At 74.0% G+C, this 26,271-nt stretch carries 1 protein-coding gene and 1 pseudogene; both read left to right on the forward strand.

Annotation, left to right across the window (positions count from 1 at the left end):
- Window positions 1-39: 39 nt before the first annotated feature.
- Window positions 40-10,371, forward strand: a pseudogene (locus LTT61_RS22140) (amino acid adenylation domain-containing protein); the annotation flags it as partial.
- A gap of 367 nt (window positions 10,372-10,738) precedes the next feature.
- Complete coding sequence (locus tag LTT61_RS22145) at window positions 10,739-26,008, forward strand: non-ribosomal peptide synthetase (RefSeq protein WP_233015979.1); 15,270 nt, start codon at window positions 10,739-10,741, stop codon at window positions 26,006-26,008.
- Window positions 26,009-26,271: the final 263 nt, after the last annotated feature.

Consider the following 26,271-nt stretch of genomic DNA (forward strand, 5'->3'; position numbering starts at 1 on the left):
ATGACCCGCCCCGCCCGTACCCGCCCGACCCGGACCAGGGGACCGCGCACGATCACGCTGCCGCAGCTGCTGGCGACCGCGGTCGAGGCGAACCCGGAGGGCGCGGCGCTGGTCTTCGCGGCGGCGGAGGCGAGCGGCGCACCGGTGGGCTACGCCGAGCTGGACGCGCGCTCCAGCCGGCTGGCCCGGCTGCTGATCGAGCGCGGCGTCGGCCCGGAGGACCTGGTCGCGGTCGGGCTGCGGCGCTCGGTGGAGTCGGTGCTCGCGGTCTGGGCGGTCGCCAAGACCGGGGCGGGCTTCGTCCCGGTCGACCCGAACTACCCGGCCGACCGGGTGCGGCACATGCTCACCGACTCCGGCGCGGCGCTCGGCCTGACCGTCGCCTCGGCCCGCGCCGCGCTGCCGGACGACACCGAGTGGCTGGTCCTCGACGACCCGGCCACCGTCACCGAGCTGGAGAACCTGCCGCCGGACGCGGTGACCCAGGCCGACCGGGTGCGCCCGGTCCGCGCCGAGCACCCCGCGTACGCCATCTACACCTCGGGCTCGACCGGGCTGCCCAAGGGCGTGGTGGTGACCCAGGCCGGGCTGGCCGGGTTCTGCGCCGAGCAGCGCGAGCGGTACGGGGTGGACGCCGCTGCCCGCACGCTGCACTTCGCCTCGCCCTCGTTCGACGCCTCGGTGCTGGAGCTGCTGCTCGCGCTCGGCGGCGGCGCCACCATGGTGGTGGTCTCGCCCGAGGTCTTCGGCGGCACCGAGCTGGCCGACGTGCTGCGCCGCGAGCGGGTCACGCACGCCTTCGTCACGCCCGCCGCGCTGGCCTCGGTCGACCCGGCCGGGCTGGACGCGCTGCGCGTGGTGGTGACCGGCGGCGAGGCCTGCCCGCCGGACCTCGTGCGGCGCTGGGTCACGCCGCTGCCGGACGGCACGCGGCGCCGGTTCCACAATGCCTACGGCCCCACCGAGGCCACCGTCGCCACCAATATCACCGCCCCCATGCTGCCCGGCGAGCCGGTGACGATCGGCGCGCCGATCCGCGGGATCGCGGCGCACGTGCTGGACGCCAGGCTCATGCCGGTGCCGGACCGGGTGGCGGGCGAGCTCTACGTCGCCGGCTCCGCGCTGGCCCGCGGCTACCACGGCAAACCCGGCCTCACCGCGACCCGCTTCGTCGCCGACCCGCTCGGCGCGCCCGGCTCCCGGCTCTACCGCACCGGCGACGTGGTGCGCGGCGCCGCCGACGGCGAGCTGGAGTACCTGGGCCGCAACGACTTCCAGGTGAAGATCCGCGGCTTCCGGATCGAGCTCGGCGAGATCGACGCGGTGCTCACCGAGCAGCGAGGCGTCGACTTCGCCGCCACCGTCGGGCACGAGCTGGACAGCGGGGCGACGGTTCTCGTCTCCTACGTGCACGGCGACGCGGTGCAGACCGCCGCGCTGGCGAGCGCGGCCGGGCAGCGGCTGCCCGCGCACATGGTGCCCGCGGCGATCGTGGTGCTCGACGAGATCCCGCTCACCCCCGGCGGCAAGCTGGACCGGAAGGCGCTGCCGGCCCCGGTCTTCGCCGCGCGCGAGTTCCGCGCGCCATCCGGCAGGCTGGAAGAGCTGGTCGCGGGCGTTTACGCGGAGCTGCTGCGAGCCACCGAGATCGGCGCCGACGACGACTTCTTCGAGCTCGGCGGCAACTCGCTGATCGCCACCCAGGTGGTCGCCAGGCTGAACGACGCGCTGGAGACCAGGATTCCGGTGCCGACGCTGTTCGAGGCGCCGACCGTGGCCGGGCTGGCGCTGCGGCTGGTCGAGTTCACCGAGAACCCGGCGCGGCTCGCGCTCACCGGCGGGCCGCGCCCGGACCGGATCCCGCTCTCCCCGGCGCAGCGGCGCATGTGGTTCCTGAACCGCTTCGACCCGGAGTCCACCGCCTACAACATCCCGATCGCGGTGCGGTTCAGCGGTGACCTGGACGTGGCCGCGCTGCGCGCCGCCGTCGCCGACCTGGCCGCGCGGCACGAGGTGCTGCGCACGCTCTACCCGCAGACCGAGGACGGCCCGGTGCAGGTGGTGCTGCCGGTGGCGCAGTCGGTGCCAGAGGTGGAGTACCGCACGGTGACCGGCGAGCACCTCGGCGACGCGGTCGCCGAGGTGCTCGGCACGCTCTTCGACGTCACCGCCGAGGTGCCGGTGCGGGTGGCGCTGCTCGCGGTGCGGCGCGCGGAGGGGCTGCCGCCCGCGGAGCACGCGCTGGCCATGGTGGTGCACCACATCACCGCCGACGGCTCCTCGATCGGCCCGCTGACCCGCGACCTGATGACCGCGTACGTGGCACGGGCGGGCGGCACCGCCCCGGAGTGGGCGCCGCTGCCGGTGCAGTACGCCGACTACAGCCTGTGGCAGCAGGAGCTGCTCGGTAGCGAGCGCGACCCGGATTCGGTGGCGGCCAGGCAGATCGCCTTCTGGCAGGACGAGCTGGCCGGGCTGCCGGACCAGATCGAGCTGCCCGCCGACCGCCCGCGCCCGGCCGTGCAGTCCTACGCCGGCGGCATGGTCGAGGTGCGGATCGACGCCGAGACGCACCGCGCGCTCGGCGAGCTGGCCAGGGCCAACGGCGCCACGCTCTTCATGGTCGTGCACACCGCGCTCGCGGTCTGGGCCGGGCGGCTCTCCGGTGCGAACGACGTCGCCGTCGGCACGCCGATCGCGGGCCGGGACGAGGTGGCGCTGGAGCAGCTCATCGGCATGTTCGTGAACACCCTGGTGTTCCGGACCAGGCTCGATCTCGGCGCGCCCTTCACCGACCTGCTGAAGCGGCAGCGCGACACCGACATCCAGGTCTTCGCGCACGCGGACGTGCCCTTCGAGCGGCTCGTCGAGGTGCTCAACCCGGAGCGCTCCACCGCGCGGCACCCGCTCTTCCAGCTCGGGCTCTCCTTCCAGAACCTGGCCCCGACCACGCTGGAGCTGCCCGGGCTCACCGTCTCCGCGGTCGACTTCGAGACCGCGATCTCGCAGTTCGACCTGCACTGGATGATCGGCGACGCCTACGACCCCGACGGCGCGCCCGCCGGGATCGGCGGCGTCGTCACCTACGCCACCGCGCTCTTCGACGAGTTCACCGTGCGCGGCTTCGTCGACCGGTTCGTCCGGGTGCTGCGCGCGGTCGCGCAGGCACCGGAGACGCCGGTCGGCGACCTGCCGCTGCTGCAGCAGCACGAGCGCGACCGGCTGCTGCTCGCCCGCAACGCCACCGCGCACCCGGTGGACCCGGCGGCCACGCTGGTCTCGCTGCTCGACGCCACCGTCGCGGAGCACCCGGCGGGCACCGCGCTGATCGGCCCCGCGGGCAGCACGCTCGACTACGGCGCGCTCGGCGCAAGGGTGAACCGGCTGGCCAGGCACCTGATCTCGCTCGGGGTCGGGCCGGAGACCAGGGTGGCGCTCGCGCTGCCGCGCTCGGTGGAGCTGGTCGTCGCCATGTACGCGGTCTCGGTGGCGGGCGGCGCCTACGTGCCGCTCGACCCCGCGCAGCCCGCGCAGCGCACCGGCCACATCCTGCGCACGGCCGCCCCGATCTGCGTCCTCACCGACCTGGCCACCGGCTTCAGCACCCCCGAGGCCCCGGTGCTCGTCCTGGACGACCTGCGGCTCGACGGCTACGCCGACGGCCAGGTCGAGGATGCCGAGCGGCTCGCGCCGCTGCACCCGGCGAACACCGCCTACGTCATCTTCACCTCCGGCTCCACCGGCACCCCCAAGGGCGTCGCGGTGCCGCACGGCGCCATCGTCAACCAGCTGCTCTGGAAGCGCGCGGAGTTCCGGCTCGGCGCCGAGGACGCGGTGCTGCTCAAGACCGCCGCCACCTTCGACCTCTCGGTGTGGGAGTTCTGGTCGGCGGTGGTGTGCGGCGGCTCGCTGGTGATCGCGGACGCCGACGGGCACCGCGACCCCGGCTACCTGAACGAGCTCATGGCCAGGGAGAAGGTGACCACGCTGCACGTGGTTCCCTCCATGCTGGACGCACTGCTCACCGAGGCCGACGGCAGCCTGCCCGCCTCGCTGCTCCGGGTGCTCGCCATCGGCGAGGCGCTGCCCGCGGCGGTGGCGCAGCGGTTCCGCCGGGCGAACTCGGCGGAGCTGTTCAACCTGTACGGCCCGACCGAGGCCGCGGTCTCGATCACCGCGCACCGGGTGACCGGCGCCGACCAGCACGCCGTCTCGATCGGCGACCCGGAGTGGAACTGCCAGGTCTACGTGCTCGACCCGCGGCTCAACCCGGTGCCGATGGGCGTGGCGGGCGAGCTGTACCTGGCGGGCGCGCAGCTGGCCCGCGGCTACTTCGGCAGGCCGGAGCTGACCGCGGACCGCTTCGTCGCCAACCCGTTCCGGGCGGGCGACCGGATGTACCGCACCGGTGACCTGGCCGGCTGGAACCCGCTCGGCGAGCTTGAGTACCGCGGCCGCACCGACTTCCAGGTGAAGGTGCGCGGCTTCCGGATCGAGCTCGGGGAGATCGAGGCCGCGCTGCTGGAGCAGCCGGATGTGGCGCAGGTGGCCGTGCTGGCCAGGCCGGGGCCGGACGGCAGCGGCGAGCGGCTGGTCGCCTACCTGGTCGGGAAGGCCCCCGACGTCGAGCGGGTGCGCACCGCGCTCGCCGCCCGGCTGCCCAGCTACATGGTGCCCGCCGCCTTCGTGCTGCTCGACGCGCTGCCGCTGACCGTGAACGGCAAGCTCGACCGCGCCGCGCTGCCGGAGCCGCAGGCCGAGCAGGCCGTCTTCCGCGAGCCCGATGGCCGGGCCGAGCTGGTGCTGGCCGAGGTCTTCACCGAGCTCCTCGGGGTCGAGCGGGTCGGCGCGGACGACGACTTCTTCGCGCTCGGCGGCGACTCCATCGCCTCCATCCAGGTGGTGGCGCGGGCCCGCACCCGCGGCGTGACGATCAGCCCGCGCGAGGTGTTCGAGCACCGGACCGTGGCCGCGCTCGCCGCCGCGTCGACCGCCGAGCCGCCGGACGACGGCCTGCTCCCGCTCACCCCGGACGGGCTGCGGCTGCTCGCCGACGCCCCCGCCGGAATCGAGCTGCGCGCCATCGAGCTCGACGTCCCGGTCGGCACCGCCACCGACCAGGTCTGGGCCGCCGCCGACGGCGTGCTGGCCAGGCACCCCATGCTCTCCGCGCGGCTGGTCCGCACCGAGGAGGGCGAGCCCGCCTTCGAGCTGGTGCCGCCGGCCGGCCGGGCCGAGGCGTACTGGCTGTTGGACGCGGCCGAGGTGGAGCCGGGCGAGTACGACCAGGTGGTCGAGGCCGTTGCCGCGCAGCTGGATCCGGCCGCCGGGGCCAATATCCGGTTCGTGCTGATCACCCCGGCCCAGCCGGACCAGGGCGGCACGCTGCTCGTGGTCGGCAACGGCCTGGTGCTCGACGACGCCGCCTGGCGGATCGTGGTGGACGAGCTGAGCGCGGTGTGGTCCGGCGGGCACGCCGCGCCCGCCGTCACCGGTACCGGGGCGGGCGGGCTGGTCCGCGCGCTCGCCGCCCGCGCCGCCGCCCCCGCGACCCTGGCCGAGCTGGAGTGGTGGCGCGCCGCCGTTCCGCGCGGCGGCCGGCTGTACCCCGGCGACCTGCGCATCCGCGGCAGGCTCTCGGCCCGGATCACCAGGGAGGCCGCGGGCGCGGTCGCCAGGGTCGCCGACGCCTACCACGCCACCGTGGAGGAGGTGCTGCTCACGGCGCTGGCGCTGGCGCTCGCCGACCCGACCGCGCCGGAGCAGATCGGCAGCGTCGTCCGGCTCACCGCCGATGCCAGGACCGGCGACCCCGCCGACTTCAGCGGCTCCGGCACCGCCGCCGCCGATTTCGTCGCCGCCTTCACCACCACCTACCCGCTCGCGCTGCGGCTGACCGGGATCGACTTCGCCGAGGTGCTCGACGGCGGCCCGGCCGCCGGCGTCGCGCTCGGCCTGGTCAAGGAGATGTGCCGGGCGGTGCCGGCGGGCGGCGTCGGGTTCGGGCTGCTCCGGCACGCCAACCCCGCCACCGCGGGCGAGATCGCCCGGCTGGACCGCGGCCTGCTCGGGCTGCGCTACCGCGATCTGCGCCCGGCCCGGGTGCGGGTCGACTCCCCGGTCGACGACCTGGTCCTCGACCTCACCGTCGACGCCACCCCGGACGGCCTGGTCGCCCGGTTCGACTACGCCGCCGCCGTGCTCGACCTCCCCGACGTGCAGACCTTCGCCGAGCGGTGGGTGCGCGCGCTGGGCGGGCTCGCCGAGCACGGCAGGCACCCGGAGGCGGGCGGCCACACCCCGTCCGACTTCCCGCTTGTCCCGCTCGACCAGCGCGACGTCACCCGGCTCACCAGGGGCTACCCGGAGCTGGTCGACGTCTGGCCGGTGACGCCGCTGCAGTCGGGCATGCTCTTCCACGCGCTGCTCGCCGCCGGCTCGGTGGACGCGTACACCATGCAGTTCGGGCTGCACCTGACCGGGCCGGTGGACGCCACCCGGCTGCGCGCCGCCGCCGAGCTGGTGCTGGTCCGCTACCCGAACCTGCGGGTCGCCTTCGCCGAGGACGGCGCGGGCGAGCCGGTGCAGGTGGTGCTGGACGCGGTCCGGCTGCCCTGGCGCTTCGTCGACCTCGGGCACCTGGCCGAGCTCCCGGCGGACGCCGCGCGGGCGCGGGTGGTCGCGAACGATTTGGCCACCCCGTTCGACATGCACGAGGCGCCGATGCTGCGCTTCACCCTGATCCGGACCGCCGCCGAGCGGCACCAGCTGCTGGTCACCGCGCACCACATCCTGGTGGACGGCTGGTCGATGCCGCTGCTGCTCCGCGACCTGCTCACGGTGTACGCGCTGGTCGGGCGGGTGCGGCGGCCGCTGGGGGAGCCGATCGGCTCATACCGCGACTACCTGCTCTGGCTCGCCGCGCAGGACCGCGGCGCCGCGCGCACCGCCTGGCGGGCCGCGCTGAGCGGGATCGAGGAACCCACCGCGCTGGTGCCCGCGCTCCCGGAGTCCGGGCCGGGCGAGGCCGGGATCGGTGAGGCGGGGATCGGTGAGGCGGGGATCGGCGAGGCCGGGTTCACCCTCTCGGTCACCCGCTCCGAGGCGCTGAGCCGGCTCGCCGCCGAGCTCGGCGTCACGGTGAACACCGTCGTACAGGCGGCGTGGGGGCTGCTCATCGGGCGCAGCACCGACCGGGACGACGTGGTGTTCGGCGCCACCGTCTCCGGCCGGCCGCCGCAGCTGCCGGGGGTGGAGACGCTGGTCGGGCTGTTCGTGAACACCGTTCCGGTCCGGGTCCGGCTGGAAGCGGGCGCCACGCTGGCCGCGCTGCTTCGCACGCTGCAGCTGGAGCAGGCCGCGCTGCTCGACCACCACCACGTGGGGCTGGCCGAGATCCAGGAGCTCGCCGGGGTCGACCCGCTCTTCGACACCCTCGTCGTCTTCGAGTCCTTCCCGATCGACAAGGCCGCGCTGGAGCGCGCCGGGCTGGAGCAGCCGGGCGGGATCGACGGCATGCACCTGGCCGGGGTCGACGTCGTCAACAACACGCACTACCCGATCACCGTCATGGTGGTGCCGGGCAGGCAGCTGCAGGTGACGCTGAAGCACCGCAGGGACGTGGTGAACGACGCCGCGGCCGCGCTGCTCGCCGAGCGCTTCGCCGCGGTCGTCGACCGCTTCGTGCGCGACCGCAACGCGCGCGTCGCCGAGGTGGAGCTGCTGACCGACGCCGAGCGCGCGGTGCTCGCCGCGGCGAACGACACCGAGGTGCCGGAATTCCGGGACGAGGCCACCCTGCTCACGCTCTTCGACGCGCAGGTGGCCCGCACCCCGGACACCCCGGCGGTGATGTACGAGGACACCAGGCTCAGCTACAGCGAGCTCGACCTGCTCGCCCGCGCGCTGGCCCAGGTGCTCACCGAGCGCGGCGTCGGGCCGGGCAGCCTGGTCGGCATCGCCATGCGCCGCTCGCTGGAGCTGGTCGCCTCGATCTACGCGGTGCTCCGCACCGGCGCCGCCTACGTCCCGATCGACCCGGACCACCCCGCCGAGCGCAGCGAATACGTGCTGACCAGCGCCGCCCCGCTCTGCGTGCTCACCACCGCGCGGGACGCCTTCACCACCGAGAGCGAGGTCGAGGTGGTCGAGCTGGATTCGCTCTGGCTGCCCGACCCCGATTCGCTGCAGGCCGAGCCGCCCGCCTCCCCGGCGCTGCCGGACGGCGCCGCCTACGTCATCTACACCTCGGGCTCCACCGGGCGGCCCAAGGGCGTGGTGATCACGCACCGGCAGATGGTGAACCAGTTCCGCTGGGCGCAGTGGACCTACCCGCACGGCGCGGGCGACCTGGTGCTGCACAAGACCCCGATCACCTTCGACATCTCCACCTGGGAGCTGTTCTGGCCGCTGCAGACCGGGGCAACGGTGCTGATCGCGGAGCCGGACGGTCACCGCGACCCCGCCTACCTGCTGCGCGAGCTCACCGAGCGCCGGGTCACGGCGGTGCACTTCGTCCCGTCCATGCTCGCGGCGTTCCTGGACGAGCTCGCCGAGCTGCCGCGGGTCGAGCTGCCCGCGCTGCGCTGGGTCTTCGCCGCGGGCGAGGCGCTCACCGCCGAGCTCGCGGCCCGCTTCGCCGAGCTGCTGCCGGAGGCGTACCTGGTGAACTGGTACGGCCCGGCCGAGGCGACGGTGGTCACCGCGTACGCGGTGAGCGGCCGGGTGCGGCGCGGCGGCATCCCGATCGGCGCCCCGGTGGCGAACACCGAGGCGCTGGTCCTGGATCGGCAGCTGGCGCCGGTGCCCTTCGGCGCCGCGGGCGAGCTGTACATCGCGGGCGTGCAGCTGGCGCGCGGCTACGCCGACGCGCCGGGGCTGACCGCGGAGCGTTTCGTGGCGCACGGCGGCGGGCAGCGGCTCTACCGCACCGGCGACGTGGTGCGCTGGCGGCCGGGCGGCGACGGCGCGCCGGTGCTGGAGTACCTGGGGCGCAGCGACTTCCAGGTCAAGCTGCGCGGCCAGCGGATCGAGCTCGGCGAGATCGAGAGCGTGCTGCTCGGCCACCCCGCCGTGCGGCAGGCCGTGGTCACGCTGGTGCGCGGCGAGAACGGCGACCGGCTGGTCGGCTACCTGGTGCCGGAGCCGGGCGCGGGCGAGGCGCAGCGCGCGGTGCTCGCGCACGCGCGCTCCGCGCTGCCCTCCTACATGGTGCCCTCGGCGCTGGTCCTGCTCGACGCCATGCCGCTGAACGCCAGCGGCAAGCTGGACCGCAGGGCGCTGCCCGCGCCCGAGCTCAGCAGCAGGCCCTACCGGGCCGCGCTCTCGCCGCTGGAGCAGACCGTCGCCGGGCTCTTCGCCGAGGTGCTGGAGCTGCCGCGGGCAGGCATGGACGACGACTTCTTCGAGCTCGGCGGGAACTCGCTGCTCGCCACCAGGCTGGTCGCGCGGCTGCGCGCGGTCACCGGCGTGGACGTCCGGGTGCAGTGGCTCTTCGCCGACGCGACGGTTGCCGCGGTCACCACCCGGGTGCGCGCGGTCTCCGCCGGGCAGGATGTGCCCGAGCACGATTCCGACGCCGCGCTCGGCGTGCTGCTCCCGCTGCGCGGCAGCGGCCGCGCGGAGCCGCTCTTCTGCCTGCACCCCATGTACGGCCTGGCCTGGAGCTACGCCGGGCTCGCCGCGCACATCGACCAGGACCGGCCGATCCTCGGCATCCAGTCGCCCGCGCTCACCGAGGACGGCTACCTGGCGGGCTCGCTGCCCGAGATCGCCGAGCGCTACCTCGCGGAGATCCGCGCGGTGCAGCCGCACGGGCCGTACCACCTGCTCGGCTGGTCGCTCGGCGGCATCGTCGCGCACGCCATCGCGACCACGCTGCAGGCCGATGGCGAGGAGGTCGCGCTGCTCGCCATGCTGGACAGCCACCACGAGATCGACATCTCCGACTTCCGCTCGGCGCTGCGCGCCGCGCTCGGCGAACTCGGCATCGACGACGCGGTGCTCGGCGCGCTGCCGGACGACCCCGACCACGACCTCACCGAGCTACCGGACGCGGCGCTCGCCCTGCTGCACGCCGCGGTGCCCGCGGAGGCCGCGGTGCTCACCCCGGAACGGGTGCGGCGGATCTACCGCAACGCGGTGCGCTCCGCCGAGCTCATCAACCGGTACCGGCCCGAGGTCTTTCGCGGTGCGCTGCAGTACTTCAGCGCCGCCGTGCAGCCGCGCCCCGGCGCGGCGGCGGCGTGGCGGCCCTACGTGGACGGCGATGTCGTCGACCGGCCGGTGGACGCCACGCACGACCAGATGGCCGAGCCCCGTGCGCTCGCCGAGATCGGGCCGCAGTTGGACCGGCTGCTCGATCGTCGCTGACCGGGTAACTGGCTGCTCGCTGTTCAGTTGCTATCCAGCATCTTGTCGGTGTGCCGCAGCGATAGCAAGTCAGCTGGTCGTATGACGTAGATCTCCGGGGCTGGCTTGCGTGAATCGGGGGGTGCCCGGCACTCTGGAAGGTGATCGGCCTCGATCATCGAACTCGATCAGGCGATTTATCCCCACATGAAATGATGAATGGCGGGTAGGAGCCCATCGCACGCGAATCGCGGTGATAGGGAACATTCATCACTGTGTGCCCGTGTGGGGTCCTCGGTAGGCGTGCGGTGTTCCTCGATGATGGGTGGGTAATCGTGTTGCTGGTTGGTATGCCTGAAGGAAGCTCGATCATCGGGGGGGCCCGCGCATGACCAGCTCGACCAGAACCAGGCCCACCCGCGTCCGGCGCGCCAGGCTGGTCGCGCTGCCACAGCTCATGGCCGCCGCCGTCGAGGCGAACCCGAACGGCACCGCGGTGGTCTTCGCCGGGGCGGACCGCGGCTACGGCAGCCTCGGCTACGCCGAGCTCGACGAGCGCTCGAACCGGTTGGCCCGGTTGCTGCTCGACCGCGGCATCGGCCCCGGCGACCTGGTCGCCATCGGCATCCCGCGCTCGCCGGAGTCGGTGCTCGCGGTCTGGGCGGTGGCGAAGACCGGGGCGGGCTTCGTCCCCGTCGACCCGCGCTACCCGAGCGACCGGGTGGCCTACATGGTGCGCGACTCCGGCGCGGTGCTCGGGCTCACCGTCACCGCCGAGCGCGCCGAGCTACCCGGCGACGTGGAGTGGCTCGCCATCGATACCGCGGCGGCGCAGCGCTTCTCGCTGGAGCCGATCGCCGCCGTCGACCGGCCGCGCGCCCTGCGCGCGGCCGACGCGGCCTACGTCATCTACACCTCGGGCTCCACCGGAAGGCCGAAGGGCGTCGTCGTCACCCAGGCCGGGCTGAAGGGCTTCTGCGACGAGCAGCACGAGCGGTACCGGGTCGGCGCCGAGTCCAGGACACTGCACTTCGCCTCGCCCTCCTTCGACGCCTCGGTGCTGGAGCTGCTGCTCGCGCTCGGCGGCGCGGCCACCATGGTGGTGGCCGACCCGGCGATCGTCGGCGGCGACGAGCTGGCCGGGCTGCTGCGCCGGGAGCGGGTGACGCACGCCTTCATCACCCCCGCCGTGCTGGCCTCGCTGGACCCGGCCGGGCTGGACGAGCTGCGCGTGGTGGTCGCGGGTGGCGAGGCGTGCCCGCCGGAGCTGGTGCGGCGCTGGGTGCGGCCGCGCGGCAACGGCCGGTTCCGCGAGTTCTACAACGGCTACGGCCCCACCGAGACCACGATCATGACCAATATCAGCGGCCCGCTGGTGCCCGGCGAGACCGTCACCATCGGGGCGCCGATCCGGCGCGTGCTGGAGTACGTGCTGGACGAGCGGCTCGGCCCGGTGCCGGAGGGGGTCGCGGGCGAGCTGTACATCACCGGCGCGCAGCTGGCGCGCGGCTACCACGAGCGGCGCGGCCTCACCGCGGCCCGGTTCGTGGCGAACCCGTTCGGCGAGAACGGCTCCCGGCTGTACCGCACCGGCGACCTGGTGCGCAGGCTCAGCTCGGGGGAGGTCGAGTACCTGGGGCGCAACGACTTCCAGGTGAAGATCCGCGGGTTCCGGATCGAGCTCGGCGAGATCGACGCGGTGCTCGCCGCGCACGAGTCGGTGGACTTCGCGGTGACCACCGGCGTCGAGCAGGCGACCGGCGCCACCGTGCTCGTCGCCTACGTGCACGCCGCGGCGGGCGCGGCGATCGAGGTGCCGGAGCTGACCGAGTGGGCGGAATCCAGGCTGCCCTCGCACATGGTGCCGACCGCGATCGTCGTGCTGGAGGCCATCCCGCTGACCCCGGTCGGCAAGCTGGACCGGGCCGCGCTGCCCGCGCCGGTCTTCGAGCACCGCGCCTACCGCGCCCCGGAGACGCGGGTGCAGAAGGTGGTCGCCGAGGTGATCGCGGGGGTGCTCGGCGCCGACGGGATCGGGCTGGACGACGACTTCTTCGAGCTGGGCGGGAACTCACTGCTCGCCACCCAGGTCGCGACGCGGATCGGCGCGGCGCTGGAGACCAGCGTCCCGGCCCGGGCGCTCTTCGAGAACACCACGGTGGCCGGGCTCGCCGCCGCGGCGGAGCGGCTCGCCGGCCGCGGCGGCAGGCCCGCCCTGACCGCGGGGCCGCGGCCGGCGCGGATTCCGCTCTCGCCCGCACAGCAGCGCATGTGGTTCCTGAACCGATTCGACGGCGGGTCGGCGGCGTACACGATCCCGGTCGCGGTGCGGCTGCGCGGCGAGGTCGACGCCGCGGCGCTGATCCTGGCGATCGCGGACGTGGTGCAGCGGCACGAGGTGCTGCGCACGGTGTACCCGGAGACCGACACCGGGCCGGTGCAGGTGGTCATGGCCGCGAGCGCGGTCGCGGAGCCCGCCGTCCGCGGGCTCGACGCCGCGGAGCTGCCCGCCGCGCTGGCCGAGCTGATCGCGACCCCCTTCGACGTCACCACCGAGGTGCCGCTGCGGGTCGCGCTGTTCGAGCTCGGCCCGGACGAGTGGGTGCTCGCCATGGCGATCCACCACGTCAGCGGCGACGGCTCCTCGATCGCCCCGCTCACCAGGGACCTCATGGTCGCCTACCTGGCCCGCGCCGCGGGGGAGGCGCCGCGCTGGGCGCCGCTGCCGGTGCAGTACGCCGACTACAGCATCTGGCAGCGCGCGCTGCTCGGCGCCGAGGACGACCCCGGCTCGGTCGCCGCCGCGCAGCTCGCGTACTGGCGGACGGCGCTCGCCGACCTGCCCGACCAGCTGGAGCTGCCGACCGACCGGCCACGGCTGCCGGTGCAGTCCTTCGCGGGCAGCTCGGTGCCGGTGGAGATCTCCGCTGAGGTGCACTCGGCGCTCACCGAACTGGCCCGCGCCGGGGGCGCGACGCTGTTCATGGCGCTGCACACCGCGCTCGCGGTGCTGCTCGCCCGGCTCGCGGGCACCGACGACGTGGCGGTCGGCACGCCGATCGCGGGGCGCGGCGAGGCGATCCTGGACGACCTGATCGGCATGTTCGTGAACACCCTCGTCCTGCGCACCCGGTTGGCGCCGGGCGACCGCTTCGACGCGGTGCTGGCCAGGCAGCGGGAGAGCGACATCCAGGCGTTCGCCAACGCCGACGTCCCGTTCGAGCGGCTGGTCGAGGTGCTCGACCCGGCCCGCTCGCAGAGCAGGCACCCGCTGTTCCAGGTCGGGCTCTCCTTCCAGAACTTCGGCACCACCGAGTTCGAGCTGCCCGGGCTCACGCTCTCCGGCCTCGACCTCGAGATCGCGCTCTCCCAGTTCGACCTGCACCTCGTGGTCGGCGACGAGTACGCGGCCGACGGCTCGCCCGCCGGCATCTCCGGCGTCCTGACCTACGCCACCGCGCTCTTCGACCGCGCGAGCGCCGAGCAACTGGTGCAGCGCTTCCTCCGGCTGCTCGACGCCGTGCTCGCCGACCCCGGCATCCCGGTCGGCGACATCCCGCTGCTCGACGCCGCCGAGCGGCGCAACGTCCTCGCCTGGAACGAGACCGCGCACCCGGTGCGCTGGACCCGGCTGCACCAGGGCTTCGACGAGCGCGCCGCCGCCGATCCCGGCGCGGTGGCGCTGGCGGGCGAGTTCGGTGAGCTCGGCTACGGCGAGCTGTCGGCCGCCGCGAACCGGGTGGCGCGGCTGCTGCGCGCGGCCGGCGTCGGCCCCGAGGTCTCCGTCGCGCTCGCGCTCCCGCGCGGCCCGGAGCTGGTCACCGCGATGCTCGGGGTGCTGCGGGCCGGGGGCGCCTTCGTCCCGCTCGACCCCGCGCACCCCGCCGAACGCGTGCGGCACATCCTCGACACCGCCCGCCCCGCGGTGCTGATCACCGAGCCGGGCACGCGGCTTCCGGTCGAGGTCGACCCGCGGATCGCCCGCCGCACCCTCGCCGATGCGGCCACGCACTCCGCCGACCCGCTGCCGCAGGACACCGTGCCGGACCGGCGGCACCCGGCCTACACGCTGTTCACCTCCGGCTCCACCGGGCGGCCCAAGGGCGTCACCGTGCCGCACGGCGCCGCGGCCAACCAGATCGCCTGGATCGTCGCCGAGTACGGCATCGGCCCCGCCGACGGCTACCTGCAGAAGACCGCGCCCACCTTCGACCTCTCCATCTGGGGTTTCTTCGTGCCGCTCGCGGCGGGAGCGCGGATGGTGCTCGCCGAGGAGGGCGGGGAGCGCGACGCCAGGTACATCGCCGAGCTGATCCGGCGGCACGGCGTCACCGTCACCGACTTCGTGCCGTCGCTGCTCGCGGTCTTCGCCCAGCACGCCCGGCCGGCGGAGCCCGCCGGGCTGCGCGACGTCCTCGTCATCGGCGAGGCGCTGCACCCGGAGACGGTGGCGGCGTTCCGGCGGGTGAGCCGGGCCCGGCTGCACAACCTGTACGGCCCGACCGAGGCCGCCGTCTCGATCACCGCGCACCCGGTCACCGAGCTCGACAGCGCAGTGGTGCCGATCGGCGCGCCGGAGTGGAACAGCACCGCGCACGTGCTCGACGCCAGGCTGCGGCCGGTCCCGCCCGGGGTGCGCGGCGAGCTCTACCTCGGCGGCGCGCAGCTGGCCCGCGGCTACGCGGGCCGCCCCGAGCTCACCGCGGAGCGCTTCGTCGCCGACCCGTTCGGCGCGGGCACGCGGCTCTACCGCACCGGCGACCTGGTGACCAGGCGCGCCGACGGCGAGCTGGTCTACGCCGGCCGCGCCGACTTCCAGGTCAAGTTCCGCGGCCAGCGCATCGAGCTCGGCGAGATCGAGACCGCCCTGCTGACGGTGCCTGGCGTGGCGCAGGCGGTCGTGCTGGTTGCCGACGGCGACGTGGGCCAGTTCCTGGCCGGGTACGTGACCCCCGCGCCCGGCCGCGACCTCGACGGCGACGCCGTCCGGAGCGCGGTGCGCGGCGCGGTGCCCGGGTACATGGTGCCCGCGGTGGTCACCGTGCTGCCCCGGCTGCCGCTCAACCCCTCCGGCAAGCTGGACCGGAAGGCGCTGCCGGTGCCCACCTTCCGGGCGCGGGAGTTCCGCGCGCCGGTCACCGCGGTCGAGGAGACCGTGGCCGGGGTCTTCGCCGAGGTGCTCCGGGTGGAGCGGGTCGGCCTGGACGACGACTTCTTCGAGCTGGGCGGCAACTCGCTGCTCGCCACCCAGGTGGCGGCCCGGCTCGGCGCCGCGCTCGACACCACGCTGCCGGTGCGCGCGCTCTTCGAGGCGGGCAGCGTCGCCGCGCTCGCCGCCCGCGCCGAACAGCACGCGGGCAGCGGCGGCCGTCCGGCTCTGACCGCCGTCCGGCGTCCTGACGCGGTGCCGCTCTCGCTGGCCCAGCAGCGCATGTGGTTCCTGAACCGCTTCGACCCTGATTCGGCGGTCTACAACATCCCGATCGCGGTCCGGCTCAGCGGTGAGCTGGACACCGCCGCCCTCGCCGCGGCCGTGCGCGACCTGGTCGCCAGGCACGAGGTGCTGCGGACCGTCTACCCGGAGACCGCCGACGGCCCGGTGCAGCGCGTGCTCCCGGCGGACACGCCGGTCGGCGGGCTCTACCCGGTGGCGGTGCGCCCCGGCGAGGTCGCCGAGCGGGTGACCCGGATCGCCACCACCGGTTTCGACGTGACCACCGAGGTGCCGCTGCGGATCGCGCTCTTCGAGGTGGCGGGGACCGCCGAGTACGTGCTGGTCTTCGTCGCGCACCACATCGCCGCGGACGGCTGGTCGGTCGGGCCGCTGACCCGCGACCTCATGGTCGCCTACGCCGCGCGGTCGGCGGGCGCCGCGCCGGAGTGGGCGCCGCTGCCGGTGCAGTACGCGGATTTCGGCGTCTGGCAGCGGGAGCTGCTCGGCGCCGAGGACGACCCGGCCAGTCTGCTCGCCATCCAGACCGGGTACTGGCGGAAGACGCTGGACGGCCTGCCCGACGAGCTGGCGCTGCCGACAGACCGGCCGCGGCCGAACGTCTCGCACTCCGCCGGGGCGAGCCTGGATTTCGAGATCCCCGAGGAGCTGCACCGCGGGCTGCGCCGGCTCGCCGCCGAGCACAACGCGACGCTCTTCATGGTGCTCCAGGCCGGGCTCGCCGTGCTGCTCGCCCAGCTCTCCGGCAGTGCCGACATCGCCATCGGCACCCCGGTGGCCGGGCGCGGCGAGGCCGAGCTGGACGACCTGATCGGCATGTTCGTCAATACCCTCGTGCTGCGCACCGAAGTAGCGCCCGCGGACGGGTTCGGCGCGCTGCTGCGCCGGGTGCGGGAGACCGACCTGGCGGCGTTCGCGCACGCCGACGTGCCCTTCGAGCGGCTGGTCGAGGTGCTGTCGCCGCCGCGCTCGCAGGCCAGGCACCCGCTCTTCCAGACCGCGCTGACCCTGGTCAACGCCCCGATGACCGAGTTCGAGCTGCCCGGCCTCCGGGTCGCGGGCATCGAACCACCCGCACAGCCGGCCAAGTTCGACCTGCAGTGGACGCTCCAGGAGCGTCGGGCGGGCGCGAGCGCGCCCGCGGGCATGGCGGGTTCGGTGATCTACGCGACCGAGCTCTTCGACGCCGACACCGTGCGCGCGTTCACCGAGCGCTTCGTGCGCGTGCTCGCCGCGGTGGTGGCCGACGCCGAAACACCGGTCGGCTCGGTCGATCTGCTCGACCCAGCCGAGCGTGCCGACCTGACCTCGCGGGCCTGCCCGCCGCCGCCGGCGCCGCGGCTGCTGCCCGAGCTGTTCTCCGCCGGTGCGCCCGCCGCGACCGCGGTGGTCGACGACGGGCGGAGGCTCACCTACCGGGAGCTGAACGAGCGCGCGAACCGGCTGGCCCGGCTGCTGATCGCCGCCGGTGTCGGCGCGGAAGACGTGGTCGCGCTGGCGATCCCGCGCTCGATCGAGTCGGTGGTCGCGCTCGCGGCCGTCTCCCGGACCGGCGCCGCCTTCCTGCCGATCGACTCCAGGCTCCCGGTCGACCGCATCGCCTTCATGATCGCCGACTCCGGCGCGCGGATCGGGTTGACCGTGACCGGCGTCCGCGCGGCGCTGCCTGGCACGATGTGGTGGCTGGTGCTGGAAGACCTGGATACCCGCGGCTACGACGCGGCCCCGGTCGCCGACGCCGACCGGCGGGTGCCGCTGCACCCGGACCATCCGGTGCACGTCATCTACACCTCCGGCTCGACCGGGCGCCCGAAGGGCGTGGTGGTGAGCCACCGGGCACTGGCGAACTTCGCCGCCGACCAGGACGGGCGCTTCGGGCTGAGCGCGCGGACCCGTGCCATGCACTTCGCCTCGCCCTCGTTCGACGCCTCCCTGCTCGAGCTCCTCCTGGCGATGCTGCGCGGCGGGACGCTGGTTATCGTGCCGCAGAGCGTGTACGGCGGTGCGGAGCTGTCCGAACTGATCCGGGAGCAGCGGGTGACCCATGCCGTCATCCCGCCCGCGGCGCTGGCGACCTTCGACCCGTCCGGGCTGCACACGCTGCGCGTGGTGATCGCCGGTGGTGAGGCCAGCCCGCCGGAGCTGATCGCCAGGTGGGCGGTCCCGCTGCCCGACGGCACCGTGCGCGCCTATTACAACGGCTACGGCCCCACCGAGACCACGGTCGACAGCAACATCAGCGCGCCGCTGGTGCCGGGTGCGCGGGTGACGATCGGCGGACCGCAGGGCGGCACGCAGTCGCTGGTACTGAACGCGAGGTTGCAACCGGTTCCGGTCGGCGTCGCCGGTGAGCTGTACATCGCGGGGGTGCAGCTGGCCCGCGGCTACCACGCCCGCCCCGGGCTCACCGCCGAGCGCTTCGTCGCCCATCCGTACCGCAGCGGCGAGCGCATGTACCGCACCGGCGATGTAGTCCGCTGGACCGAGGGCGGCGAGGTCGAGTACGTCGGCCGCGCCGACTTCCAGGTCAAGATCCGTGGCTTCCGGATCGAACTCGGCGAGATCGACGCCGCGCTGGCCGCGCACCCGAGCGTGGATTTCGCGGTCACCATCGGCCACCGCGGCGAGACCGGCGTCGCCAACCTGGCCTCGTACGTCGTCGCCGCCCGCGGCCGCACGGTCGACACCGCCGAACTGACCGCGCAGCTGCGCGAAACGCTGCCCGGCTACATGGTCCCGGCCGCCATCACGGTGCTCGACCGGCTCCCGCTGACCACCGTCGGCAAGCTCGACCGCAAGGCGCTGCCCGCGCCGGTCTTCACCTCCGAGGTCGCCTTCCGCCCCCCGCGGACGCCGGTCGAGCAGATCGTCGCCGACGTCTTCGGCCGGGTGCTCGCGGTCGAGCGGGTCGGCCTGGACGACGACTTCTTCACCCTCGGCGGCAACTCCCTGCTCGCCACCCGGGTAGCGGCCAGGCTCGGCGCCGCGCTGAACTCCCGGGTGCTGGTCCGCACCCTCTTCGAGACCTCGACGGTCGCGGAGCTCGCCGCGGTGCTCGAGCGGGAGTCGGGCACCGGCGCCCGCCCCGCCCTGGTCGCGGGTGCGCGCCCGGAGCGGATTCCGCTCTCGCTCGCCCAGCAGCGCATGTGGTTCCTGAACCGCTTCGACCCCGATTCGGCGGTCTACAACGTGCCGATCGCGGTCCGGCTCACCGGCGAGCTCGATATCGCCGCGCTGGAAGCGGCTGTGCGCGATGTGGTCGCCAGGCACGAGGTGCTCCGCACCGTGTACCCGGAGACCGCGGACGGCCCGGTGCAGCGCGTGCTCCCCGCCGACGCGTCGGCGATCGCGCTGACCCCCGTACCCGTGCGCGCCGGCGACACGCAGGCCCGGGTTGCCGAGCTCGTCACCGCCGGTTTCGACGTGACCGCCGAGGTGCCGTTGCGGGTGGCGCTCTTCGAGGTGGCGGAGACCGCCGAGTACGTACTGGTCTTCGTGGCACAGCACATTGCGATGGACGGCTGGTCGGTGAGCCCGCTGACCCGCGATCTCATGGTCGCCTACGCGGCGCGGGCGGCGGGCGCGGCGCCGGAGTGGGCGCCGCTGCCGGTGCAGTACGCGGATTTCAGCGTGTGGCAGCGGGAACTGCTCGGTGCCGAGGACGACCCGGCCAGCCTGCTCGCGGTCCAGACCCGGTACTGGCAGCAGGCCCTGGCCGAGCTGCCGGACGAGCTGGCGCTGCCGACCGACCGGCCGCGGCCGAGTGTGTCCCGGTTCGCCGGGGCTAGTGTGGATTTCGAGGTCCCGGAGGAGCTGCACCGCGGGCTGCGCCGGCTCGCCGCCGAGCACAATGCCACGCTCTTCATGGTGCTGCAGGCCGGGCTGGCGGTGCTGCTGGCCCAGCTCTCCGGCAGTGCCGACATCGCCATCGGCACCCCGGTGGCGGGCCGCGGCGAGGCCGAGCTGGACGACCTGATCGGCATGTTCGTCAATACCCTCGTGTTGCGGACCGTAGTGGTCCCGGACGACGGGTTCGACGCGCTGCTGCGGCGGGTGAAGGAGACCGATCTCGCCGCTTTCGCGCACGCCGACGTGCCCTTCGAGCGGCTGGTCGAGGTGCTCTCGCCGCCGCGCTCGCAGGCCAGGCACCCGCTCTTCCAGACCGCGCTCACCCTGGTCAACGCCCCGGTCACCGAGTTCGAGCTGCCCGGCCTCCGAGTCGGAGGTGTGCAGCCGTCGGCACTACCTGCCAAGTTCGATCTGCAGTGGACGCTGCGGGAATTGCCGACCGCCGAGGGGGCCGTCGCGGGAATCGCCGGATCGGTGGTCTATGCGACCGATCTGTTCGACGCGGCGACGGCGCGTTCGTTCGCCGAGCGGTTCGTGCGGGTTCTGGCCGCCGTGGTGGCCGATGCCGGGGCCCCGGTGGGCTCGGTCGATCTGCTCGATCCCGCCGAACGCGCCGATCTGGTGGCGCGGGCCTGCCCGCCGCCGATGTCGCCGCGCTTGCTGCCCGAGCTGTACGGCGCGGGCGCGCCGGATGCGGCCGCGGTGGTCTTCGAGGGGCGGACCCTGACCTACCGGGAGCTGAACGAGCGCGCGAACCGGCTGGCCCGGCTGCTGATCGCCAGGGGTGTCGGTGCCGAAGACGTGGTCGCGCTGGCGATCCCGCGCTCCATCGACTCGGTGGTCACGGTGGCGGCGGTGTCCAGAACCGGCGCGGCGTTCCTGCCGATCGACTCCCGGCTCCCGGCCGACCGGATCGATTTCATGCTCGCCGACTCCGGAGCGCGGATCGGGCTGACCACCGGCGGCGTGCGGGAGCAGTTGCCGCGCACGTCCTGGTGGGTGGAGCTGGCGGATCTGGAGCTTGGCGAGTTCGACGGCTCCCCGCTCAGCGATGCCGACCGGCATGTGCCACTGCATCCGGATCATCCGGTGCACGTCATCTACACCTCGGGTTCCACCGGGCGTCCCAAGGGCGTTGTGGTGAGCCACGGCGCGTTGGCGAATTTCGCGGCGGATCAGAACCGGCGTTTCGGGTTGAGCGCGCGAACCCGGGCGCTGCACTTCGCCTCGCCGTCGTTCGATGCCTCCCTGCTGGAACTGCTCCTGGCGATTCTGCGTGGCGGGACGCTGGTGGTGGTGCCGCAGAGCGTGTACGGCGGCGAAGAACTGTCCGAGCTGATCCGCGAGCAGCGGGTCAGCCACGCGGTGATTCCGCCCGCGGCGCTGGCGACCTTCGACCCGTCCGGGCTGGACACGCTGCGCGTGGTGATCGCCGGTGGTGAGGCCAGCCCGCCGGAGCTGATCGCCAGGTGGGCGGTCCCGCTGCCGGACGGCACCGTGCGCGCCTACTACAACGGTTACGGTCCGACCGAGACCACGGTGGACAGCAACATCAGCGCGCCGCTGGTGCCGGGCGCACGGGTGACGATCGGCGGGCCGCAGGACGGCACGCAGTCGCTGGTGCTGAACGCACGATTGCAGCCGGTGCCCGTCGGGGTGGCCGGTGAGTTGTACATCGGCGGGGTCCAGCTGGCGCGCGGCTATCTCGCGCGCCCCGGGCTCACCGCCGAGCGTTTCGTGGCCAACCCGTTCCGCGGCGGCGAGCGCATGTACCGGACCGGTGATGTGGTGCGCTGGACCCGCGATGGCGAGGTCGAGTACGTCGGCCGCTCGGACTTCCAGGTGAAGATCCGCGGTTTCCGCGTCGAACTGGGCGAGATCGATACCGCGCTGGCCGCGCACGGGGACGTGGACTTCGCGGTCACGGTGGGGCACCGGGGCGAGACCGGGGTGGCGAACCTGGTCTCGTATGTCGTTGCCACGCCCGGGCATACCCTCGATAGCGGCGAGCTGACCGCGCACCTGCGCGAGACGCTGCCCTCCTACATGATCCCGGCCGCGATCATGGTGCTGGATCGGTTGCCGCTGACCACGGTCGGCAAGCTCGACCGGAAGGCGCTGCCCGCGCCGGTCTTCGGCTCCGAGGTCGCCTTCCGTGCCCCGCGGACGCCGGTGGAACAAACCGTTGCCGAGGTCTTCGGCCGGGTGCTCGCCGTCGAGCGGGTCGGCCTGGACGACGATTTCTTCGCCCTGGGCGGCAACTCGCTGCTGGCTACCCGGGTGGCCGCCCGGCTCGGTGCCGCCCTGCACACCCGGGTGCTGGTCCGCGCCCTCTTCGAAGCCTCGACCGTCGGCGAGCTCGCCGCGGTGCTGGAGCACGAGTCGGGCAGCGGCGCCCGCCCCGCCCTGGTCGCGGGTGCGCGCCCGGAGCGGATTCCGCTGTCACTGGCGCAGCAGCGCATGTGGTTCCTGAACCGCTTCGACCCCGGGTCGGGGGTCTACAACGTGCCGATCGCCGTCCGGCTCAGCGGCAGGCTCGACACCGCCGCGCTCGCCGCCGCTGTCCGCGACGTCCTCGACAGGCACGAAGTCCTGCGGACCCGGTACCCGGAGACAGCCGCCGGCCCGGAGCAGCAGGTGCTGCCTGCCGCGGCGGTGCTGAGCGAGCTGCCCGTCGTGCCGGTGACGGCCGCCGCGCTGCCTGCGGAGCTGCGAGCGATGGTGTCCGGCGGGTTCGACGTCACCGCGGCGGCGCCTTTGCGCGTCACCCTCTACGCGCTCGACACCCCACCCGCGCAGGACCCCGAGTACGTGCTGGTCTTCGTGGCGCACCACATCGCCGTGGACGGCTGGTCGGTCGGGCCGCTCACCAGGGACCTCATGGTCGCCTACATCGCGCGGAGCGGGCAGATGCCGCCGGACTGGGCGCCGCTGCCGGTGCAGTACGCCGACTACAGCATCTGGCAGCGCCGGGTGCTCGGTGCCGAATCCGACCCGGACAGTCTGCTCGCCACCCAGGCCGAGTACTGGCGCGGCGCGCTTGCCGGGCTGCCCGACGAGCTCGGGCTGCCCACCGATCGGCCGCGGCCGGGCGTCGCCACCTTTACCGGCGACCGCGCCCCCTTCACCGTCGACGCCGATCTGCACGCCGGGATCCTGCGGCTGGCCAGCGAGCGCCAGGTCACCGTGTTCATGGTGGTGCAGGCGGTCTTGGTCGTGTTGCTGTCGCGGCTGTCCGGGGCATCGGACGTGGTGCTGGGAACACCCGAGGCGGGCCGCGGCGAGGCGGAGCTGGACGACCTGGTCGGCATGTTCGTGAACACGGTGGTGCTGCGGACGCCGGTCTCGCCCGACGACGATTTCACCGAGGTGCTCGCGCGGGTGCGGGAGACGGATCTGGGTGCCTTCGCGCACGCGGACATCCCGTTCGAGCGACTGGTGGAGTTGCTCGATCCGCCGCGGTCGCGGGCACGGCATCCGCTGTTCCAGGTCGCGCTCTCGCTGACCAACCTCCCCCCGTCGACCTTCGAGCTGCCCGGGCTGCGGCTCGGCGCGGTGCAGACCGACGAGGTGGTCGCCAAATTCGATCTGCAGTGGAGCCTCGTCGAACAGCACGGCCCCGACGGAGAGCCCGCAGGCATCGACGGTGTGGTCGACTACGCCACCGACCTCTTCGACCGCAGCACGGTGCGATCCTTCGCCGACCGCTTCCTGCGGGTGCTGCGCGGCGTGCTGGCCGACCCATCGGTGACCGCGGGCTCGGTCGGCGTGCTCGACCCCGCCGAGCACGCCGACCTGGTGGCGCGGACCGGGGCACCCGCGGTCGCGCCGCGGATGCTGCCGGAGCTGTTCACGCTCGGCGCGCCGACGGCGCCCGCGGTGGTCTCCCAGGGGGAGACGCTGACCTACGGCGAGCTGAACGCACGGTCGAACCGGCTGGCCCGGTTGCTGGTCGCCGAGGGCATCGGAGCCGAGGATCTGGTCGCGGTCGGAGTGCCGCGGTCGGCGGATTCGGTGCTCGCCGCCTTGGCGGTCGCCAAGACCGGGGCGGCGTTCGTGCCCATCGACCCCAACTATCCGGCCGAGCGGATCGCGCACATGGTCACCGACAGCGGGGCGCCGATCGGACTGACGGTTCGGGCGGTGCGTGCGGTGCCCCCCGGCCCGGCGCGCTGGCTCGTGCTGGAGGACCTGGAGCTGTCCGGCTTCGACGACACGCCGCTGACCGACGCCGACCGGGTGCGGCCCGTGCGGCCGGAGCATCCGGCCTACGTCATCTACACCTCCGGCTCCACCGGCGTCCCGAAGGGCGTCGTGGTGACGCACTCGGGGCTGGCGAACTTCGCCGCGGAGCAGGCCGAGCGGTACGGCCTCGGCACCGGCACCCGTGCACTGCACTTCGCCTCCCCGAGCTTCGACGCCTCGATCCTCGAACTGCTGCTCGCCCTCGCCGGGGGCGGTGCGTTGGTCGTGGTGCCGCCGACGGTGTACGGCGGCGATGAGCTCGCCGCGATCATCCGCGGCGAAGACGTGACGCATGCGTTCGTCACCCCGGCCGCGCTGGCCACCTTCGAGCCCGCCGGCCTCGACTCGCTGCGAGTGCTGGTGGCCGGTGGCGAAGCGTGTCCGCCGGAACTGGTGGCGAAGTGGGCGGTTCCGCTGGCGGACGGCACGATGCGTGCCTTCCACAACGGCTACGGCCCGACCGAGACCACGATCATGACCAACATCAGCGCTCCGCTGCGGCCGGGGGCGCCGGTCACGATCGGCGGCCCGACCCGGGGGATGCAGTCGCTGATTCTGGATTCGCGGCTGCGGCCGGTGCCTGCCGGTGTGCCGGGTGAGCTGTACCTGTCGGGTATCCAGCTGGCTCGGGGCTACCACGCGCGCCGCGGTCTCACGGCGGCGCGGTTCGTGGCGAATCCGTACGTGGCGGGTGCGCGGATGTACCGCACCGGTGATGTGGCGCGCTGGACCCGGACCGGCGAGGTGGAGTACGTGGGCCGCTCGGATTTCCAGGTGAAGGTGCGCGGTTTCCGGATCGAACCGGGCGAGATCGACGCCGCGCTGGCGACACACGAATCGGTCGGCTTCGCGGCGACCGTCGGGCATCCCGGCGCGACCGGAACGACCGTGCTGGTGTCGTACGTGGTCGGAGCCCGGGGTTGCGTGCCCGACCCGGCCGCGCTCACCGCGCACCTCGGGGAGCGGCTGCCCGGCTACATGGTCCCCGCCGCGATCATGGTGCTCGATCGGATACCGCTGACCCCGGTCGGCAAGCTGGATCGCGCGGCACTGCCCGCTCCGGTCCTCGAGTCGGTCGAGTTCCGCGCGCCGTCGACGCCCGCCGAAGAGACCGTGGCTGAGGTCTTCGCCGAGGTACTCGGCATCGAACGGGTCGGCGCCGACGACGACTTCTTCGAGCTGGGCGGCAACTCGCTGATCGCCACCCGGGTCGTCACCCGGCTGCGCGAGCGCACCGGCACCGAGCTCCGGGTCGCCGTCCTCTTCGACGACCCGACCGTGGCGGGCGTCGCGGCCCGGGTCGTCGCCGCGCACTCGGGCGACGACGCCGCGATGGGGGTGCTGCTGCCGATCCGGCGCACCGGCGACCGGCCGCCGCTCTTCTGCCTGCACCCCTACACCGGCCTGGCCTGGAGCTTCGCCGGGCTGGCCCGCTTCCTCCCCGCCGACCAGCCGATCTTCGGGCTGCAGACGCCCGCGCTCACCGAGGACGACTGGCGGCCTGCCTCGCTCGACGACTTCGTCGAGCGGTACGTCGCGGAGATCAGGAAGGTGTGGCCGGAGGGGCCGTACCGGCTGCTCGGCTGGTCGATCGGCGGGGTGCTGGCGCACGCCGTCGCGGTGCGGCTGCAGCGCGACGGCGCCGAGGTCGAGCTGCTCGCGGTCCTGGACGGCACCCCGGCCGTCGACTTCGCGGATTTCCGGCGGGCGGTGCGCTCCGCCTTCGCCGAGGTGGGGATCGCGCCGGAGGCGCTGCCCCCGGAGGAGGACCTCGGCGACCTGAGCGAGGCGGCACTCGAGGCGCTGGCCGCCGCGATCCCCGCCGAGCTGGCGGTGCTGGACGCCGCCCGGCTGCGGCGCATCTATCGCGGCGCGATGTCCGTCGTCGAGCTCGCCACTCGGCACGATGTCGGCGTCTTCCGCGGTCGGATCGAGTTCTTCCGCGCCACCCGGCTGGATTCGGGCGGGGTGCTCGTCGACCCCGCCGAGTGGCAGCCGTACACCGACACCCCGGTCGCCGACCACCCCGTCGACACCTCGCACCTGCTCATGACCACCCCGGAGGCACTCGCGCGCATCGCACCCCGACTGACCGAAATCCTCGATAAATAGCGCCGCGCCCGGCGCTGTGAACTGCATCTCGCGCGGCATTGTTGCGATGCTGTGCGGATGCCCTGCACCCTTGAGTGTGTAGCGTCCGCCAACTGGCCCGAGTGCCCGGAGCGCGGTTTCCCCATGGAGCCCGCGCCGCGCGGACGCCGCTCGGCTGTGCCCGCATCGGTGGTAACGGACCACGTGTCCGCATTCGATGCTTGTTCTGGGGGCCAGTCGGTAGTGACAGGGGAGCGGACGATCGGTGGGTGTGACGTGCTGGC

It is taken from the genome of Nocardia asteroides, assembly GCF_021183625.1.
Lineage (GTDB): Bacteria > Actinomycetota > Actinomycetes > Mycobacteriales > Mycobacteriaceae > Nocardia > Nocardia asteroides_A.

Excerpts from the sequence above, each read along its gene's own strand:
- LTT61_RS22145 (WP_233015979.1), top strand. The coding sequence starts at position 10,739 with ATGACCAGCTCGACCAGAACCAGGCCCACCCGCGTCCGGCGCGCCAGG.